This is a genomic window from Paenibacillus sp. plas6 (assembly GCF_057221655.1).
The window spans coordinates 2,687,026-2,705,849 of sequence record NZ_CM170151.1 but is presented as its reverse complement, the minus strand read 5'-3'; the positions used below and the strand labels follow the sequence as shown (position 1 = coordinate 2,705,849).

Annotated in this window: 16 protein-coding genes; 9 read left to right on the top strand and 7 right to left on the bottom strand. The window is 39.1% G+C overall.

What is annotated here, in order from left to right; all coding sequences use genetic code 11:
• Positions 1–113: 113 nt before the first annotated feature.
• From AC2TDL_RS12155 to AC2TDL_RS12135, 5 genes are all read left to right on the top strand, one after another.
• Positions 114–1,553, top strand: a complete 1,440-nt coding sequence (locus AC2TDL_RS12155; protein ID WP_484696056.1) for an IS6 family transposase — start codon at positions 114–116, stop codon at positions 1,551–1,553.
• Positions 1,554–2,333: 780 nt separating this feature from the next.
• The gene (locus AC2TDL_RS12150; protein WP_484696369.1) at positions 2,334–2,750 is read left to right on the top strand and encodes a helical membrane plugin domain-containing protein; all 417 of its coding nucleotides are present in this window, start codon (positions 2,334–2,336) and stop codon (positions 2,748–2,750) included.
• A 48-nt stretch (positions 2,751–2,798) separates the two neighbouring features.
• Positions 2,799–3,989: an NAD(P)/FAD-dependent oxidoreductase gene (locus tag AC2TDL_RS12145; protein ID WP_484696368.1), complete on the top strand. Its 1,191-nt coding sequence runs from the start codon at positions 2,799–2,801 to the stop codon at positions 3,987–3,989.
• A 69-nt stretch (positions 3,990–4,058) separates the two neighbouring features.
• Complete coding sequence (locus tag AC2TDL_RS12140) at positions 4,059–5,249, top strand: benzoate/H(+) symporter BenE family transporter (RefSeq protein ID WP_484696367.1); 1,191 nt, start codon at positions 4,059–4,061, stop codon at positions 5,247–5,249.
• Positions 5,239–6,012 (top strand): NAD-dependent protein deacylase, encoded by a 774-nt coding sequence (locus AC2TDL_RS12135; protein ID WP_484696366.1) that lies wholly within the window; start codon positions 5,239–5,241, stop codon positions 6,010–6,012. Before AC2TDL_RS12140 ends, AC2TDL_RS12135 begins: the two co-directional genes overlap by 11 nt.
• 22 nt (positions 6,013–6,034) lie before the next feature.
• Here the strand turns inward: AC2TDL_RS12135 and AC2TDL_RS12130 are convergent, their stop codons facing one another.
• Together AC2TDL_RS12130 and AC2TDL_RS12125 are read right to left on the bottom strand one after the other, a co-directional pair.
• Positions 6,035–7,177, bottom strand: coding sequence for a glycerate kinase (locus AC2TDL_RS12130; protein ID WP_484696365.1), 1,143 nt, complete (start codon positions 7,175–7,177; stop codon positions 6,035–6,037).
• Positions 7,178–7,217: 40 nt separating this feature from the next.
• Positions 7,218–7,856 carry a hypothetical protein gene (locus AC2TDL_RS12125; protein ID WP_484696364.1) on the bottom strand — a complete coding sequence of 213 codons (639 nt, stop codon included), beginning with the start codon at positions 7,854–7,856 and terminating at the stop codon, positions 7,218–7,220.
• A 506-nt stretch (positions 7,857–8,362) separates the two neighbouring features.
• Here AC2TDL_RS12125 and AC2TDL_RS12120 point away from each other — a divergent pair.
• Together AC2TDL_RS12120 and AC2TDL_RS12115 are read left to right on the top strand one after the other, a co-directional pair.
• Complete coding sequence (locus AC2TDL_RS12120; protein WP_484696363.1) at positions 8,363–8,584, top strand: PspC domain-containing protein; 222 nt, start codon at positions 8,363–8,365, stop codon at positions 8,582–8,584.
• Between the two features lie 71 nt (positions 8,585–8,655).
• Complete coding sequence (locus AC2TDL_RS12115) at positions 8,656–9,345, top strand: PspA/IM30 family protein (protein ID WP_484696362.1); 690 nt, start codon at positions 8,656–8,658, stop codon at positions 9,343–9,345.
• 1,101 nt (positions 9,346–10,446) lie between these two features.
• On the opposite strand, the gene AC2TDL_RS12110 is transcribed toward AC2TDL_RS12115, so the two are convergent.
• On the bottom strand, positions 10,447–11,886 hold the full coding sequence (locus AC2TDL_RS12110) for an IS6 family transposase (protein WP_484696056.1): 1,440 nt from the start codon (positions 11,884–11,886) through the stop codon (positions 10,447–10,449).
• A gap of 414 nt (positions 11,887–12,300) precedes the next feature.
• A complete protein-coding gene (locus AC2TDL_RS12105; RefSeq protein ID WP_484696056.1) occupies positions 12,301–13,740 on the bottom strand; it encodes an IS6 family transposase in 1,440 nt (479 codons plus the stop codon).
• Positions 13,741–13,913: 173 nt separating this feature from the next.
• Here AC2TDL_RS12105 and AC2TDL_RS12100 point away from each other — a divergent pair, with 173 nt between their 5' ends.
• On the top strand, positions 13,914–14,264 hold the full coding sequence (locus tag AC2TDL_RS12100) for a hypothetical protein (protein WP_484696361.1): 351 nt from the start codon (positions 13,914–13,916) through the stop codon (positions 14,262–14,264).
• Between the two features lie 78 nt (positions 14,265–14,342).
• Here the strand turns inward: AC2TDL_RS12100 and AC2TDL_RS12095 are convergent, their stop codons facing one another.
• The 3 genes from AC2TDL_RS12095 to AC2TDL_RS12085 all read right to left on the bottom strand — a co-directional run bounded on the left by AC2TDL_RS12095 (position 14,343) and on the right by AC2TDL_RS12085 (position 17,602).
• On the bottom strand, positions 14,343–15,344 hold the full coding sequence (locus tag AC2TDL_RS12095; protein ID WP_484696360.1) for a phage lytic cycle repressor MrpR family protein: 1,002 nt from the start codon (positions 15,342–15,344) through the stop codon (positions 14,343–14,345).
• Between the two features lie 199 nt (positions 15,345–15,543).
• Positions 15,544–17,025 carry a methyl-accepting chemotaxis protein gene (locus tag AC2TDL_RS12090; RefSeq protein WP_484696359.1) on the bottom strand — a complete coding sequence of 494 codons (1,482 nt, stop codon included), beginning with the start codon at positions 17,023–17,025 and terminating at the stop codon, positions 15,544–15,546.
• A 25-nt stretch (positions 17,026–17,050) separates the two neighbouring features.
• Positions 17,051–17,602, bottom strand: coding sequence for a GNAT family N-acetyltransferase (locus tag AC2TDL_RS12085; RefSeq protein WP_484696358.1), 552 nt, complete (start codon positions 17,600–17,602; stop codon positions 17,051–17,053).
• A 246-nt stretch (positions 17,603–17,848) separates the two neighbouring features.
• Between AC2TDL_RS12085 and AC2TDL_RS12080 the strand changes: the two genes are divergently transcribed.
• A complete protein-coding gene (locus tag AC2TDL_RS12080) occupies positions 17,849–18,790 on the top strand; it encodes a ring-cleaving dioxygenase (RefSeq protein ID WP_484696357.1) in 942 nt (313 codons plus the stop codon).
• Positions 18,791–18,824 lie beyond the last annotated feature (34 nt).

Here is an 18,824-nt window from a genome sequence, read left to right as displayed (position 1 = left end):
TCCTTGATATATAAGTCTCGGAAAGCAAAAAACTTGCCACCCCCATAGTTTTAGGTTAAAAGTAAGGTTACCACACCGAACACTTAATCCCAAACAACTAGGAAGTGACAAGTTTGTATCCTCAATTATTAACCTATTTACTTGAATTTATCAAGTACCAAGATCAAATTATTAAAACTTTACTTACTCTTCTTATCGGTAAAAACATGTTTGATAAACCTAAAGAAGAGCCAATCAATAAACCATATCGTAAGCTTCAGGTGGATGATCTTCCGATCAACGAAACTCTTCAGAAGCTTGATTATCGAATCCTTCTAACAGAATACCTAGAGAAAAACGGTAAACATCTAAAGCCTGTTCAAAGGCGTTTGAATGCAAAGACGACTGTACCTAAATCTATGAACTGTCCGAAGTGTGGTGCTCCATCGGATTATCTTTATGCCAATAATGGGGGCAAAGGACAGTATCAATGTAAGGTATGTTCCTGTCTGTTTAATGATAAGAGCCGCTATTTGAAAGAGGCCATTTTAAAGTGTCCTCATTGTTCTAAGACTCTTGAAAAAATCAAAGAGCGAAAAGACTTTAACGTGTTCAAGTGTAAAAATAATGATTGTCCCTATTACCAAAAGAAACTAAATGGTATGTCTTCGAAAGAGAAGAGACAGTTTAAAAAAGATCCTCAATCCTTTAAGTTAAGATACATTTTCCGGCAGTTTCACATCGATTTTCAGCCATTGTCTAAGTCTTCCCCCAAAAAGCCCAAGGTTGATTTATCCAGGCTGTATGCGTCGCCACATACTTTGGGGCTCATTTTAACCTATCATGTCAACTATGGACTTTCGGCCCGTAAAACAGCTGCACTCATGAAAGATGTACATGGGGTAAGCATATCGCATCAAAGTATTTTAAATTATGAGAATGCAGTTGCCCTAATACTTAAGCCTTACGTAGATTATTATCCCTACGAACTTTCTGACCAGTTCTGTGGAGACGAAACCTACATCAAGGTGAATGGGCGTTGGCATTACTTGTTTTTCTTCTTTGATGCGGTAAAAAAGATTATTTTGTCTTACCCAGTATCGCCAAATCGGGATACAGTGTCAGCAATCCGTGCCATTGATGATGTCTTAATGAAACTGAAAGAGATTCCTAAAGATCTTACATTTGTGGTGGATGGCAATCCGATTTATCTCTTAGCTCAGCACTTTTTCGCTCAACACGATATTCAGTTCGACATCAAGCAGGTTATTGGACTTACCAATGAAGATCCTGTGTCAACGGAGTATAGGCATCTCAAACAAGTTATCGAAAGACTAAATCGCACATTTAAAGGCAATTATCGTTCAACACACGGGTTTGGATCCGAACAAGGATCTGTTTCTTTTGTGACCCTGTTTGTAGCTTACTTTAACTTTTTAAGGCCTCATTCTGCATTAGAAGGTAAGGTGCCAGTGCTTAATCCAGAGTTACTGCAGCTCCCGAATATGCCTGCGAGATGGACTAAACTGATCGCTTTAGCACAACAATGGATTAACGAACAACAACCAGCCTAACTTTTTGGTTTAGCAGAGCCCGAAGTAAAAACGAGCAATCGGCGGAGCGAACTCTTGACAAACCGAACTAGCCAATGGTTTAAAATGGAAAAACCAAGGGCTATTTAGCATGCCTTCTTTTTGTCCCCGTCGCCCTTGTTAAAGTAGAGTCAAACCATTGGCGTGTTTGTCAAGAGCGATTGCGTGGCCTTTCCACCCAACAAATGGGAGACGACCCGAACACCTATTGAGTTTTCATAGAACTTTTGACACTACCATGGAATACAAGTAAGAACTTGCTTATTATGCAATAATGCATGATCAGTTAGCTAATAGTAAATAGGTCAACAGATCTTACTTGTGAGATTTCCACAAATTAATCATAACCTGCTTTCGATCGTCTGAAAGTGATTTTTGCCACTTATTTCAGCCTTCCTGATAATTCGTGGGCAATTGTACATGTGTAAAGATAAATAAATTTGAGCAAAAATGCATAAGCTATAAGTAAAGCATATATGCAACGAGCAAATTATGATGATTTTTTGAAAATTTCTTTTTTTATTTGTCACATTTTCGAGAAATTTGCTTCACACATAGAGACGTTTTTGTCAACTTACGCTATAATGAAAATAACGGCTTACGCCAAGATGTCAATCGAACTTGACCTCCATCTAATCTAACAGGTGAAATTTATCACAATACACCTACTGAAATTGAGTACGGTGAGGTCTTGTTATGTGCGCAGCCTTGGCATGGACGATGAAAATCGGCTAAAGTAGTTTATTTAAAGGAGACCTGGATATGTCAGAAACAAACACACAAACGCAATCTGCTGTGACTGCAGATCAACAATTGTTGGAAAAGCTGGCTAACCCACAAGTGCAAGCATCGCTAAACACGTTAGTGGATCAGCTTCCACAGCTTACTGAAATGGTAAGTACGTTAACTAAAGCTTACTCGTTTACAAAACAGCTTGCTACTGACGAAGTGTTCAAAAACGATATCGTACATGCAACTAGCGAAATCGTTGGACCAGTTATTGAAGGAGCAAGACAAATCGCACTTAATGCAGTTGAAGCAAAAGACCGTGCTGAGCAAAGAGATGAAGTTATCGGTGTCTTTGGCCTAATGAAAATGCTAAAAGATCCTCAAGCACAAAAACTTTTCCGCTTTATTAATGCATATCTTGAAGTTGCGAACGAGCGTTCGAAAAAATAATTATCGAAATCATTTCACGTAATTTAACGTATGGACGGAGGACTAACTATGTCTAAACATATTGTCATTTTGGGTGCAGGTTATGGCGGCGTACTTGCTGCGCAAACTGTTCGCAAATATCTGGACAAAAACGAAGCAAAAATTACTGTCGTTAACCAATACCCTACACATCAAATCATTACTGAACTACACCGCTTAGCTGGTGGTACAATTAATGAAGAAGCGGTTGCAATTCCTTTAAAAACATTATTTAAAAACTTTGATGTAACTGTTCGTATCGGAAAAGTTACTTCTTTCTCTGTAGATAAAAAAGAAGTTAAGCTTTCTGATGGATATACACTTTCTTATGATGCACTTGTTGTTGCACTAGGAAGTCAAACTGGTTTCTTCGGAATTCCAGGCCTAGAGGAAAACAGCATGGTTCTAAAATCTGTTGACGATGCTAAAAGAATTTACAACCATATCGAAGAACGCATCAAATCTTATGCAAAAACTAAAAATGCAGCTGATGCTACAATCGTTATCGGCGGAGGCGGCTTAACAGGTGTTGAGCTTGTTGGCGAAATTATCGACAACTTCCCTCAAATCGCTAAAAAATATGGAGTGCCTTTCTCCGAGCTTAAAATTAAGCTAGTTGAAGCTGGTCCTAAAATTCTACCAGTTCTTCCTGACCCACTTATTCAACGCGCTACAGAAAGTCTATCCAAACGCGGTGTTGAATTTATTACTGGAGTTCCTGTTACTGGTGTTGTTGGCAACAAAATTGAGCTTAAAACAGGCGAAACAATTGAAGCTAACACTCTTGTATGGACTGGCGGCGTAGCTGCACTTCCAATTGTTGCTGAATCCGGTCTTGAATGCGATCGCGGTAAAGCTGCAGTTAACGAATATTTGCAATCTAAATCTCACAATGATGTATTTGTTGTTGGTGATGCTGCTCTTGCATTCCCAGAAGAAGGCGGTCGTCCTTACGCACCAACTGCACAAAACGCTTGGCAAATGGGTGAGCTAGCTGGCTACAACCTATATGCATTCTTCAACAACAAACCAATGGAAAAATTCCAACCAGTTAACTCTGGTACACTAGCATCACTTGGTCGTAAAGACGCAGTAGCAACTGTAGGTGCAAGTAACACAGCGCTTACAGGATTGCCTGCTACTTTGATGAAAGAAGCAAGTAACATTCGTTACCTTTCCCACATCAAGTCTATGCGTACTGTACTTCATACTAAACTTTAGAATAAATTTTTATCTTGCAGCCATTTTGTCATTGGACAGAATGGCTGCTTGCTTTAGGAGTCTTACAACATGAATGCTAAATTATGGTCAACAGGCTTAATGTCTGCTTTACTAGCTTGTACTGGCGGTGCGATTCTCGTTGTGCATAGTGCAAATCAGTTAGGGATTAACAGTCATGGTTTATTATCTTGGATGTTTACTGGTTACACCTTAGCAGGGCTATTTAATCTGTTGCTAGCATGGAAGTATAAGTTGCCTATTGCGGGGGCACACTCCGTTACAGCGATTGCCTTTTTAAGTACGGTTTCCGTTCATATGACGTTACCACAAATTATCGGCAGCTTTATTATGGCTGGGGTAATTGTTGCTGTATTAGGCATAAGCGGCTTATTTCAATTTGTATTTAAACATATCCCTAGACCTGTTATTGATGCAATGCTGGCCGGCATTATCGCACATTACATTATAGAGCTCGTTCCAGCATTTAAAAGTAATCCGCTTGTCGGAATTTTATCGTTATGCGGCTTTTTCATCATACCTAAGCTATTCAAAGCTTTGCCTTCTATTGTCGGTGTCATTTTGTTAGGAATTATTGGCTTATTAATCACATATTCATTTCCTGATGTAAAGCATCTTAGCTTTCAACTGCCTCAGCTTACACTGCCGGAATTTAGCTGGCAGGGATTTATTACACTTGCCTTGCCAATTAGCGTGCTTGTGTTAAGTAATGATTTAGCTGTCGGGCTTGCCTCATTAGATAAACAAGGCTATCAAGCGCCTATGAATCGAATTATTACTTATTCTGGGCTAGCTTCGATTATCGGGGGGTTATTTAACGGGCACGCCGTTAATATCGGCGGTATGATGACTACAATGTGCAGCAGTGATGATGCAGGCGCTAGAGAGCAACGCTATCGTGCAGGGATTTTATCCAGCGTACTATGTATAATGTTTGGAATTTTTGCCTGGTTAGTTCTGCCTTATATTACAATCTTGCCAAGCTACTTTATTTCCATCATTATCGGTTTTTCATTATTAGGTATTTTCATGAATAGTATGCAAGCAGCCTTTAGTGATAAGCAATTTCGTTATTCTGTTTTATTTGCTTTTGTTATTTCAGTATCTGGCATTACAATGCTCGGCATATCGGCGGCATTATGGTCACTAATCGTCGGGGCATTAACTGCTAAACTGTTAAAGGAGTATCCAATTACAGCAGTTTCTGTTGTTAAAGAAAGGAGCCAATCAGTTGAAGAATAATTTGAACATAAGTAATCATAGTTCTAGTTCTGCAATTGAACAGCTTGCGGCAGCAGTGAGCGCTGCCAACTCCATCACCGTCCTGTCTGGGGCAGGAATAAGCACAGCAAGCGGGATACCCGATTTTCGCTCAGCTAACGGAATATATACAAAGCATGAAAATGTCGAATATTTGCTATCTGAGAGCTATTACAGCAAAGAACCTAAACAATTTTGGATTAATTTCAAGCAAATCTTTCAATTAGAGCAAATGCATCAATATGAGCCTAATCCTGCCCATTTATACCTTGCTGAGCTAGAACAGCAAGGTAAACAAGTTACTATCATTACGCAAAATGTAGACGGTCTGCACCGCAAGGCTGGCAGCAGTAACATTTTAGAGGCGCATGGTTCAATTGACCATGCTCACTGTCCAAAGTGCAAACGCACATACCCATTATCCTATATTATGGAGCAGCCCGTTCCACGCTGCCCGCATGATCAATTTATATTAAAGCCTGATGTTGTTTTATTCGGCGGCAGAGTTCGTTATTTGGAGGAAGCTTATCAAGCTTCTGCTTATTGTGATCTGTTTCTCACTCTTGGCTCTTCGCTTGAAGTGTATCCGGTAAAGGAGCTTCCTTACTATGCTGCTCAAGCAAAACAAGCTGCAACCGCGATCGTTAATTTGCAGCCAACGAAAATGGATCATTTGTTTGACATCGTATTGCATGAGGAGCTAGTTTCTGTATTCACAACGCTCAAAGAGCTGCCTAATTCATAACTCAACATCGTTCTTTCCTAATTTATTCACAACACTTTGTAAGTCGAAGCAGCTGAATCATTTGTTCGGTTTGCTGCTGAAGCCATCGATCGGCATTTTCAATTGCCTCCTCGAGACTGCATGGCTCAGGAAGCATTGAAAATGCAGCTTGAAGGCCAAGCTTACTTATTTCTTCACTTGATAATTTCAGGCTTCCGCATAAGGCAATGACAGGCACATTATGAGCTGCAGCGCAGGCGCATACTCCAGCAATAACTTTGCCAGACAACGTTTGTGCGTCTAAACTTCCCTCTCCTGTTATAACAAGATCGGCGTCTAGCAGTAATCGCTCAAAATTTATCGCTTTTAGCACAACATCAATTCCAGCCTTGCTTTGTGCGCCAAACACAGCCATAAACGCTGCTCCCATCCCGCCTGCAGCACCGCTTCCCGGCATATTGCACACTGCTCGACATGTCGTTTGCTCTAATTGTTTACCATAATGAGCAAGGGCAGCATCAAGCTGACTAATCATTTCGCTGGTCGCTCCCTTTTGCGGTCCGTATACAGCAGATGCACCATTTATTCCACATAGCGGATTTTTTACATCTGTTGCAAGTTCAAAATGACATTGTCTTAGCTCTGGATAAAGCGAGTTTAAATCAATTTCTGCTAAATCGATTAACGCTCCTCCGCCAGCAGGCAATGGCTTTCCTTGCTTATCTAATAGTCTTACACCTAGTGCCGACAGCATCCCTGCACCGCCATCATTCGTTGCACTTCCGCCAAGACCAATAATAAATTTCCGATAACCGGCACGAACCGCATGCATAATTAATTCACCTGTACCATAGCTAGTCGTAAGCATAGGATTCCGTTCGTGCGGCTTAAGCAGCGGCAGTCCGCTTGCCATTGCCATTTCGATGACAACCGTTTCGCCATCGCCAAGCACCCCATATTGCGCTAAGATCGGTCTTCCTAGCGGATCACTTGCATTCACATCAATTAGCTTACCTTTTGTAGCATAAACAAGCGCATGGACTGTTCCTTCTCCTCCATCTGCTACTGGTGCCTCGATAACGGTTATTTGCTTATCGACTGCATTAATCCCGCGGCGTATTGCGCTGCAAACCTCATTTGCTGTGAGTGAACCTTTGAATGAATCTGGAGCAATTACAATTCTCATTGCTTCTCCTCCTGTTATGCTGTCTTCAGTAATTCTTCGCCTACTTTTTCGCAAAATTAAGCAGGGCAATTGCCGCACGTTCTCTTCTTTCTGCATCATCACTGCGCAATGCTAACTTTAACACTTCAATCGCCTCACGAATAAGTGCATCGTCAATATAATCTGCAATATCGTCTGCGCCGCTTGCTGTCCCTTTATGCAGTTGCTGATCTATAGCCGCTTGTTGCATCTCATAATTAAATAGCAGCTCTAGCTCATCAAGGGAAACCTCCTTGTTATACAACGCCAAGTATTCAGTACCGACAATAAACTGCTTTAGATCTGGCGCCATTAGGTTCATTTGCTCACTAAGCGAGCGTAACCATGTAACTCCGCGGCGATGCAGGCGGGGTGGCAACTGTGACTGTGCATTTTGAACTTCAACTTCACTAGAACAATCTTGAACAAAAAAGTAATCTCCCATATCCCCTAAATACGCTGATGTCCCATCCGTCATTATAATAAAATCGCCATCCTCCATCACATCTATAAATAAACGTGCCGGCTCTGAATTTTTCGCGTGTTCATGTGTTCCACAAAGCTCTTGCCAAGACAAGTGCTCTGCATCTTCATTAAGCCAGGGCAAATGAATGCTAATGTAGCATTCTCGCAAATATTCCTCAATAAGCTCTGACTCCACTCGTAAGCAATATAATCGCATATTTCCCCTCATTCCTTTAACTAATCACGTTCTATTCTTTTCTACTAAATATACACTAAACCTTTGCCGCTAAGATACAAAAATACACATGTGGATTTAACTTCTTTTAAATGGTAATTTTCCTCGAAATTATCCACAGTATTTCTTTTGGTTATACACATAATTCAGGATTTATTCACAATATCCACTATTTTATACACATGTAAGCGCTAATTTATCCACATAATGTGCACATCTATGTGGATGAATCTTGGATTTTTTCCATATCTGCTGCTCACACTTTTACCCAACCTCGCCTTAAGTCTAGTTTATCCTCACCTAAAGACCAGTTTAATTTACCGTCCACGGACCGTTACGAACCACCCTCCAACTCATATACAATAAAGCCATAAAGAACAGAAACAATGAGTTGTTGAAGATAATCAAAAAGCTAGAAACTAAAAGCTTAAGTTATAAATCAAATTAATCTAGGAGGAAACTTAATTATGAAAAAATTATTTCGTTCGGTGACAGACAGTAAAATTACTGGTTTATGTGGTGGTATTGGAGAATGGTTAGGTGTTGATCCAACAATTATTCGTGTGCTTTTCGTGGTCTTAGCATTTGGTAGCTTCGGCACGATGGTTCTGCTGTATTTCCTTTTATCGCTGTTTGTACCAAAAGCACCTTATAGCGATACGTTCTTTAGCAACCATTATCATTATTAATGAAGAGCATAATTAACAAGCAAATTAACAAGCAATTAAAAAGCATATTAAAAAGAAAGAGGGATTAAGCTATGGGAATTTTAAGTCGTATTGTAATGATGACTAAGGCAGTATCAAATGAGGTTTTAGATAAAATTGAAAATCCGACGGTAATGATGAATCAATACTTGAGAGATTTGGATGAGCAAATCACTCAAGCTGAAGGTGTAGTGCTTGAAAAGCAAGCCCAGCAACGTATTCTGCAAAACAAGCTTAATGATTTAAATGGACAAGTCGCATTTTATGCTGGAAAAGCAGAGCAGGCTGCTGCAGAAGGTCGTGAAGTTGACGCGCGTGCAGCTATTGAAGCTAAATTTATTTACCAAGAACAAGCAGCAGAAATTACTAAAATATTGCAAATGACAGAACAAGCAGTTATAGAGCTTGAACAGCGTGTTGCGGCTATGAAAGAAGAACGTGTTCAATTGCAACAAAAACGTACAGAGCTTGCGGCTCGCATTCAAAAAGCAAATATTAGCAAAGGAGTTTCTTGGGGACCTCATATCCAAGGAAGTACAGCAGCACAAGGCTTCAATCGTATTGAGCAAAAAGTGTTAGAATGGGAAGCACAGCAAGAAATTGCTCGTCGACCATTTAGTCCGATGAACAGCAACCATGAAGCTGAACAAGCAGCAGTACGCAGCAACTATGTAGATCAGGAATTGCAGCGTCTTATGCAGAAGCAAAATGAAAATAATACTGCGGTTGCGAATGCGGAGTAATGATTTATAGTAACTAAATAGGCTCTAACATAATAAAAGTTGGATAGAGTGCCTAACCCATCATTTCTATGGGATAATAAGCATCTATCCAACTTTTTAAATTTTCGTCAGTTAAGCTTTTTATTTATTATCATTATTTAACTCAAGTAGCAGCTTATTGCTACCTAAACGATAAGCAAACGGAATAAATATCAGTAATGCTTCTACTTGATGATTCCCTGCATCATATGTTTTGCATAATTCCTTAACAGACAGTACAGTTTCTCTTGTAACCCCTCCGTTATTAGTTATTTTCCTTAATGCTTTATTTCTCTGATAAAAAATAGCCCATCCCTAGTAAAACGCTTGTGCGTCCACTATGAACAGGCTTAAATCAAAGACGAGGTACTACGACTCAATATTGAAACTATCATACATGCATATGTTTAGTTAGAACCAAAATGCTACTAAAAAGAGTTATTTTTCTCATGGATGTAGGTGTAATAATCTCCTTATCATCTTAAATGTATTGTTTTTCGTCGTAAAATCAATCATGATTTTATTTTACTTTTCAAACCAGCAAGCTTAGATTCCATAAGCTCTCAACCAATTGAAGAGACAATTAAAAATGACAAATATAAATTGCGCTGGTTGGTTGTAATAATACTTTGGCTTCAGAAATAGATTTAGACAATTTGCAGGCTGGTGTAAATATTAAATACACTGCAGATAATGAACATCTAGCTCCCCGCCCTCCAACTTCGTTTGCGAGTTCAATTGAAATATCGCTTTAATTTTAATTAATAAATAATATTGCAATTCAAACAATTCCTAGTATAATACTTGGTATAAGATTTTTCCTATGTGGTAGTGTCAAAAGTTCTATGAAAACTCAATAGGTGTTCGGGTCGTCTCCCATTTGTTGGGTGGAAAGGCCACGCAATCGCTCTTGACAAACACGCCAATGGTTTGACTCTACTTTAACAAGGGCGACGGGGACAAAAAGAAGGCATGCTAAATAGCCCTTGGTTTTTCCATTTTAAACCATTGGCTAGTTCGGTTTGTCAAGAGTTCGCTCCGCCGATTGCTCGTTTTTACTTCGGGCTCTGCTAAACCAAAAAGTTAGGCTGGTTGTTGTTCGTTAATCCATTGTTGTGCTAAAGCGATCAGTTTAGTCCATCTCGCAGGCATATTCGGGAGCTGCAGTAACTCTGGATTAAGCACTGGCACCTTACCTTCTAATGCAGAATGAGGCCTTAAAAAGTTAAAGTAAGCTACAAACAGGGTCACAAAAGAAACAGATCCTTGTTCGGATCCAAACCCGTGTGTTGAACGATAATTGCCTTTAAATGTGCGATTTAGTCTTTCGATAACTTGTTTGAGATGCCTATACTCCGTTGACACAGGATCTTCATTGGTAAGTCCAATAACCTGCTTGATGTCGAACTGAATATCGTGTTGAGCGAAAAAGTGCTGAGCTAAGAGATAAATCGGATTGCCATCCACCACAAATGTAAGATCTTTAGGAATCTCTTTCAGTTTCATTAAGACATCATCAATGGCACGGATTGCTGACACTGTATCCCGATTTGGCGATACTGGGTAAGACAAAATAATCTTTTTTACCGCATCAAAGAAGAAAAACAAGTAATGCCAACGCCCATTCACCTTGATGTAGGTTTCGTCTCCACAGAACTGGTCAGAAAGTTCGTAGGGATAATAATCTACGTAAGGCTTAAGTATTAGGGCAACTGCATTCTCATAATTTAAAATACTTTGATGCGATATGCTTACCCCATGTACATCTTTCATGAGTGCAGCTGTTTTACGGGCCGAAAGTCCATAGTTGACATGATAGGTTAAAATGAGCCCCAAAGTATGTGGCGACGCATACAGCCTGGATAAATCAACCTTGGGCTTTTTGGGGGAAGACTTAGACAATGGCTGAAAATCGATGTGAAACTGCCGGAAAATGTATCTTAACTTAAAGGATTGAGGATCTTTTTTAAACTGTCTCTTCTCTTTCGAAGACATACCATTTAGTTTCTTTTGGTAATAGGGACAATCATTATTTTTACACTTGAACACGTTAAAGTCTTTTCGCTCTTTGATTTTTTCAAGAGTCTTAGAACAATGAGGACACTTTAAAATGGCCTCTTTCAAATAGCGGCTCTTATCATTAAACAGACAGGAACATACCTTACATTGATACTGTCCTTTGCCCCCATTATTGGCATAAAGATAATCCGATGGAGCACCACACTTCGGACAGTTCATAGATTTAGGTACAGTCGTCTTTGCATTCAAACGCCTTTGAACAGGCTTTAGATGTTTACCGTTTTTCTCTAGGTATTCTGTTAGAAGGATTCGATAATCAAGCTTCTGAAGAGTTTCGTTGATCGGAAGATCATCCACCTGAAGCTTACGATATGGTTTATTGATTGGCTCTTCTTTAGGTTTATCAAACATGTTTTTACCGATAAGAAGAGTAAGTAAAGTTTTAATAATTTGATCTTGGTACTTGATAAATTCAAGTAAATAGGTTAATAATTGAGGATACAAACTTGTCACTTCCTAGTTGTTTGGGATTAAGTGTTCGGTGTGGTAACCTTACTTTTAACCTAAAACTATGGGGGTGGCAAGTTTTTTGCTTTCCGAGACTTATATATCAAGGAAAACCCTCAATTATATATATAAAGTTTTTACAATACGTCCTATGTGGTAGTGTCAAAAGTTCTATGAAAACTCAATAGGTGTTCGGGTCGTCTCCCATTTGTTGGGTGGAAAGGCCACGCAATCGCTCTTGACAAACACGCCAATGGTTTGACTCTACTTTAACAAGGGCGACGGGGACAAAAAGAAGGCATGCTAAATAGCCCTTGGTTTTTCCATTTTAAACCATTGGCTAGTTCGGTTTGTCAAGAGTTCGCTCCGCCGATTGCTCGTTTTTACTTCGGGCTCTGCTAAACCAAAAAGTTAGGCTGGTTGTTGTTCGTTAATCCATTGTTGTGCTAAAGCGATCAGTTTAGTCCATCTCGCAGGCATATTCGGGAGCTGCAGTAACTCTGGATTAAGCACTGGCACCTTACCTTCTAATGCAGAATGAGGCCTTAAAAAGTTAAAGTAAGCTACAAACAGGGTCACAAAAGAAACAGATCCTTGTTCGGATCCAAACCCGTGTGTTGAACGATAATTGCCTTTAAATGTGCGATTTAGTCTTTCGATAACTTGTTTGAGATGCCTATACTCCGTTGACACAGGATCTTCATTGGTAAGTCCAATAACCTGCTTGATGTCGAACTGAATATCGTGTTGAGCGAAAAAGTGCTGAGCTAAGAGATAAATCGGATTGCCATCCACCACAAATGTAAGATCTTTAGGAATCTCTTTCAGTTTCATTAAGACATCATCAATGGCACGGATTGCTGACACTGTATCCCGATTTGGCGATACTGGGTAAGACAAAATAATCTTTTTTACCGCATCAAAGAAGAAAAACAAGTAATGCCAACGCCCATTCACCTTGATGTAGGTTTCGTCTCCACAGAACTGGTCAGAAAGTTCGTAGGGATAATAATCTACGTAAGGCTTAAGTATTAGGGCAACTGCATTCTCATAATTTAAAATACTTTGATGCGATATGCTTACCCCATGTACATCTTTCATGAGTGCAGCTGTTTTACGGGCCGAAAGTCCATAGTTGACATGATAGGTTAAAATGAGCCCCAAAGTATGTGGCGACGCATACAGCCTGGATAAATCAACCTTGGGCTTTTTGGGGGAAGACTTAGACAATGGCTGAAAATCGATGTGAAACTGCCGGAAAATGTATCTTAACTTAAAGGATTGAGGATCTTTTTTAAACTGTCTCTTCTCTTTCGAAGACATACCATTTAGTTTCTTTTGGTAATAGGGACAATCATTATTTTTACACTTGAACACGTTAAAGTCTTTTCGCTCTTTGATTTTTTCAAGAGTCTTAGAACAATGAGGACACTTTAAAATGGCCTCTTTCAAATAGCGGCTCTTATCATTAAACAGACAGGAACATACCTTACATTGATACTGTCCTTTGCCCCCATTATTGGCATAAAGATAATCCGATGGAGCACCACACTTCGGACAGTTCATAGATTTAGGTACAGTCGTCTTTGCATTCAAACGCCTTTGAACAGGCTTTAGATGTTTACCGTTTTTCTCTAGGTATTCTGTTAGAAGGATTCGATAATCAAGCTTCTGAAGAGTTTCGTTGATCGGAAGATCATCCACCTGAAGCTTACGATATGGTTTATTGATTGGCTCTTCTTTAGGTTTATCAAACATGTTTTTACCGATAAGAAGAGTAAGTAAAGTTTTAATAATTTGATCTTGGTACTTGATAAATTCAAGTAAATAGGTTAATAATTGAGGATACAAACTTGTCACTTCCTAGTTGTTTGGGATTAAGTGTTCGGTGTGGTAACCTTACTTTTAACCTAAAACTATGGGGGTGGCAAGTTTTTTGCTTTCCGAGACTTATATATCAAGGAAAACCCTCAATTATATATATAAAGTTTTTACAATACGTCCTATGTTTGGAGGGTGTTTGTATGAAAAATGCTCGTAAACAATTTGCTGCTAGATGGATTAATGACCATTTAGATTTATATAATTATGCGATTTCGATTGGGGATAGTGATTGGCAGCAAGAAATTCTGCAAACACTCAAGGCGAAAGATGAGCATATTCAAACTGAGCAGGAACTTCGCGTAAGAATGGAGCTATGGATTTCCTTCGACAGAATCAACCGTAAGATGATTGAGCTTTATGATCAATTAAGAAATATCGAAGACTCCGAAGAAGAGAAAAATCGGATTATGGAACAAATGTGGGAGTATAAGCAGCAACGTTTTTTAATTGTGAGTAAGCTCAAAGAGCATTATGTGGTATATGGAGAATAAATTTGTGCAACCTTAAAGAAAAGGATGCTAAGCAAGTCAGTGAAATTGCTGACGACCTTAGCATCCTTGTTGCTTTTATTAATTAACTTGAACAAGCGTTTCTCCGTACAAGCTGTCGATGACTTCTTGATTAAGAAAGTCTTTAATGGACCATTTAAAGCGTATATTGAATCGTTCGCAAATTTCTTCAAGCTGAGCTCTGCCTAATTCACCGTCGCGCAAATATAACTGATGGGCAAAATAGATCATACCACTGCGCACAATGTTTTTTGTAACTAACACAGAATTGAACTTTTCAAGCTCTGGTAAGCTGCGAATCATCTCTATCCGATTGTAGATCGTATAATGTGTAGTATGCGTCAATCTGCCGCGATGACGTGTATTCGAATGCTTGACGATAAACTCAGACTCCACTAAATCCGCACTTTCAGAAATTGTATTTTCGCTGCATTGTCCATTTCGTTTAATATAAATTCGCTGTTCATTTGCAAGTGTAGCTAGTTTAATCAACTGATCATCAAAAGCTGTTAATTTCCGTTCATGCTGAATATCTCCAACATTCAACAGCACATGTTTTGTTTTCGCATCGATATGTTCCATTTTTAATGAAACAAGTTCACTTAACTTTTCTCCTTGAATCCCATTCCATAACGCTTCAATAATAAACTTATCTTGAGCATTTACCAGCTTGTCTAAGACATACTGCTTTTCTTCATACGACATATAATTTTTTACAGGAACGACTAGTTCATAAATATATTGCGTATTGCGTTTCTTCCAAGGATTTTCAGGATGGTTAGAAAGACCTTCACCTAATGACCATTCAATATAAGAGGAAATCGTGGAGTAGATAGAACGTGAGCTTTCTTTCGTTTTAGGCTTAAGTATCTCTCTTACAAAATGCTTTAATTCATCTTCAGTAAAATCATATATATCTTTTCTGTATTGTTTCTCTAAATGAGCAGACTTTTTAAAAATCCGTCCGTAAACCTCCTTTGTATCTTGATTTTGATAACGCGACAAATATTTTTGCTTAACATCTTCATTATATAGTAAGCGTTCAGTAATTAACTGCTGCATCCGATATCCCCTTTCTCAACCAAAATTTCTTTATTACTTAAATAAAAACATATTCAACTTAACAATTTCTGAAATTTTGCATTATGTTTTCAGAGAATAGGGGTTAAAATCAAAAAAATAGTTAGACATCAAAAAAACTAACGATCCATTCATAAAACTAAAATGAATCGTTAGCCTGTAGTCATGAACTATACTATGATTACCGTTTTTCCACTAGCTCGTTCAGCTCGGAAACTAGCTTATCTAACTGCTCAAATTGCGAACTCATGACCTCAATCTGCTCATGCTGCTGCTCCATATTCGCATTAACTTCCTCAACAGCAGCCAAATTTTGCTGGGTCATAGCAGAAATATCATTCATCTGATCTGCTAAAAGGGTAAATTGCTGGTTTATGCTTTCAGTTGAAGCTGTAGCTCGCAAGGTTTGCTCAGCAGCAAGTTTAAAATTGCTATCTGATGCTTCAATCGAGTCAACGGTTTGCTTTAGCACAGGAATGCTGCTTACAACAGATTGATTTCCTTGCTCCACAAATTGATATGCCTGTCTAATGCTGCGATGAATGGTGCTTAATAAATCGCCAATTTCCCCTACTGAGCTGCGCGTATGTTCTGCTAGTTTACCGATTTCACTAGCAACAATAGAAAAGCCTCTGCCATGCTCACCAGCTCTTGCAGCTTCAATTGCTGCATTTAATGCAAGCAAATGAATTTGTGAAGCAATTTCATTAATGGTCGTAACGATATTACTTACGTGCTCGTTATTCATTTTTAATTGCTCCATTTCCTCCATAGCGAGCATTGTTGATTGTCGGAGTTTCTCAATCTCATCATTCATTTGCTGCAACTGTTGTACATTGCGCTCACTTAGCTTCGTATTGCTTGCTGCAATTTCTTCAAGTTGTTGCACACTTTCTGCCATTTCCTTTGTATGCTCACTCATCGTTTTCATAGAATCATTGATCACAATAATATGATTCGTCTGTTGCTCAACGGCTGCCGTCATTTCACTAAATGTTGCCGTTACCTCGCGCGAAATGGTTGCAGCCGAGGTTACTTTGTCCTTTTGCTTACTGCTAAATTCGCTAACAATATGAATGGACTGCTGAAGCTTATCTATTAATGCATCGGATAATGCTTTCGACCTTTCAGCCTCCTGCTGTCTAGCCTTAAGCTCTCGCTGCAAGCGCCCCGTAAAATATGCCGCTACCGACAGAGCAACTGTCGCAAACAGCAAGTAAAGATATAAATAAAAAATTGAATCATACGGTAAAATTCGTTGTCGAATATCAGTATCGTTGTAAATATACGTTGATACGACAGCTCCAAGAATACCTGTTAAAACTATCGGTCGATAATCTGAATAAAGAGCGATAATTGCCAAATTCACATAGAATAAGAAGTATGTGCTTGTAAGAGGTTCAGGATCAGAAACAATAAGAACTGTTACAATACTTGTTAGTCCAAATGGTACAACATATTTAACATAAGGTTTTAATTTAGCAATATAAGCCATTAATGTAGCTGTTCCTGTAAACAATCCGCCGACGGCAACTAATAAGAGAATTAAATCCCAGGACAGTCCAATCCCAATATCGGTTATTACTCCTAAAGCAAGCAGCCCCCAAACAATCCATAGCAGAAGGCGATTTCGTTGCTCTAGCTCAGTTAGTTCCTTCTTCATTTTAGTTTTGCCTCCTCTAATTCAATTAAAACGTCTTGTTTAGCTGGATATACCATGGGAATTGCTCGGAGTATGCATTAATATAACCTACATCCATCACTGTAGGAATGACATAATCACCTTTGTAAAAAACTTTATCGCCTAGTTTTTGCATCGGTACTTTATAAAGGATTCGTAGCGCTCGCAAAAAAACTGGCTCAAGTAACGATACCATACATGTAATACCAAACTTGGCTGCGCTCGCACAAATAGATGAAAGCACATAATTGGTATACTTGCCCTTTCCTCGAAATGAGCTTAATAGGGCAAGCTTATCCGTTTCTCCGACTTTGTCGTTTGCTTTTAGCACCCACGGATGATCTGCAAATGGTGCAATTTGATTAATAATGCTGCGTTCATCCCGATAATACTGCTTTAATTCAGAGGTACCAATCGCTTCTCCCTTCTCCGAGTAAATCACATTTCTCTCCAACACATGACTGCTAAACTCAAGCTCATAGCCTCTTTCAAGCCATACAGTCATCCAAACACCATTAAATTGAGCTAATTCAACTTCATTTTCGACTACTTTGTACATATAAGCTGCGTTCACTCCTATATTTACTTAATAAAATGGTAATTTATCTATAATTATGAAATATTGGAATGGAAAATAATAGAGACCGTTGTCCTAAAATTAACTTTTTTTATCGCATTTTATCAAAATATGCGAAATAACGGTGGCAAATGTCGGATGATGAAAACTTGTTATTAGAGTAGCCGAGTAGTAAACTATGCTACAGCACCATTATATAAATCATCCAAATGCGAGAGGAGAAGTGTCATGCTGCGAATTCAAGGGCATCATCATACATCTATGCTTACAAAAAATGCTAAGCAAAATAAACAGTTTTACTGTGACGTGCTCGGTTTACGCCTTGTGAAAAAAACAGTTAATCAGGATTCGCCAAATATGTATCATTTATTTTACGGGGATGAGATCGGAAATCCTGGAACTGAACTTACATTTTTTGAAATTCCACAAGCAGGTCATACCGTTAAAGGAACAAACGCTATCGATCTCATCAGCTTGCTTGTTCCAAGTAAAAGCAGTCTGTATTATTGGGCGCAACGCTTAACGGATTATGGTGTCACGCACAGTAAGATTACAGCTTACGGAAAATACGACGCTCTGTTTTTTCAAGACCCTGACCAGCTCTCACTTGTTTTATTAAGCAATGAAGGAATGGATAGACCTCAGCGCTGGCAGCCTTGGACAGACTCTCCTGTGCCGCTAGAGCATCGCATTTTAGGAATGGGGCCGATCGGCATTAAAGTTGAACATAGACAGGCGACAGTGAAGCTGCTAAGCGATATCTTTCATTACACAATTATAGAGCAAAGTAGCGACAGCACTGTCCTGCAGGCAATAGCAGGTGAGCATTGGGGAGAAATAATTGTTACAGTGGATAAAGGACCACGTCAACGTCCAGGGCGAGGCAGTGTCCATCATTTGGCGCTTACCGTTTCTAATAAAGAGGAACTTGCAAAATGGAATGAGCGTCTTGTTAAGCTAGGATATAAAACAACAGGTATTGTAGAACGCTATTATTTTACTAGCATTTATTTTCATGATCCGAATGGCATACTGTTTGAACTGGCCACGGATGGCCCCGGCTTCACAATAGATGCAGAGCTAAGTGAGCTTGGCAAAAAACTAGATCTGCCGCCTTTTCTAGAAGTGAATCGTGCGGCAATCGAGCAACGTCTTCAGCCGCTAGATTAATCTATTAAGTAACATCTTCATAAAAAAGAAATCA

Coding starts and splice junctions, on each gene's coding strand:
- AC2TDL_RS12145 (WP_484696368.1), top strand. CDS start 2,799: ATGTCTAAACATATTGTCATTTTGGGTGCAGGTTATGGCGGCGTACTT.
- AC2TDL_RS12120 (WP_484696363.1), top strand. CDS start 8,363: ATGAAAAAATTATTTCGTTCGGTGACAGACAGTAAAATTACTGGTTTA.
- AC2TDL_RS12100 (WP_484696361.1), top strand. CDS start 13,914: ATGAAAAATGCTCGTAAACAATTTGCTGCTAGATGGATTAATGACCAT.
- AC2TDL_RS12080 (WP_484696357.1), top strand. CDS start 17,849: ATGCTGCGAATTCAAGGGCATCATCATACATCTATGCTTACAAAAAAT.
- AC2TDL_RS12140 (WP_484696367.1), top strand. CDS start 4,059: ATGAATGCTAAATTATGGTCAACAGGCTTAATGTCTGCTTTACTAGCT.
- AC2TDL_RS12085 (WP_484696358.1), bottom strand. CDS start 17,602: ATGTACAAAGTAGTCGAAAATGAAGTTGAATTAGCTCAATTTAATGGT.
- AC2TDL_RS12095 (WP_484696360.1), bottom strand. CDS start 15,344: ATGCAGCAGTTAATTACTGAACGCTTACTATATAATGAAGATGTTAAG.
- AC2TDL_RS12090 (WP_484696359.1), bottom strand. CDS start 17,025: ATGAAGAAGGAACTAACTGAGCTAGAGCAACGAAATCGCCTTCTGCTA.
- AC2TDL_RS12130 (WP_484696365.1), bottom strand. CDS start 7,177: ATGAGAATTGTAATTGCTCCAGATTCATTCAAAGGTTCACTCACAGCA.
- AC2TDL_RS12115 (WP_484696362.1), top strand. CDS start 8,656: ATGGGAATTTTAAGTCGTATTGTAATGATGACTAAGGCAGTATCAAAT.
- AC2TDL_RS12150 (WP_484696369.1), top strand. CDS start 2,334: ATGTCAGAAACAAACACACAAACGCAATCTGCTGTGACTGCAGATCAA.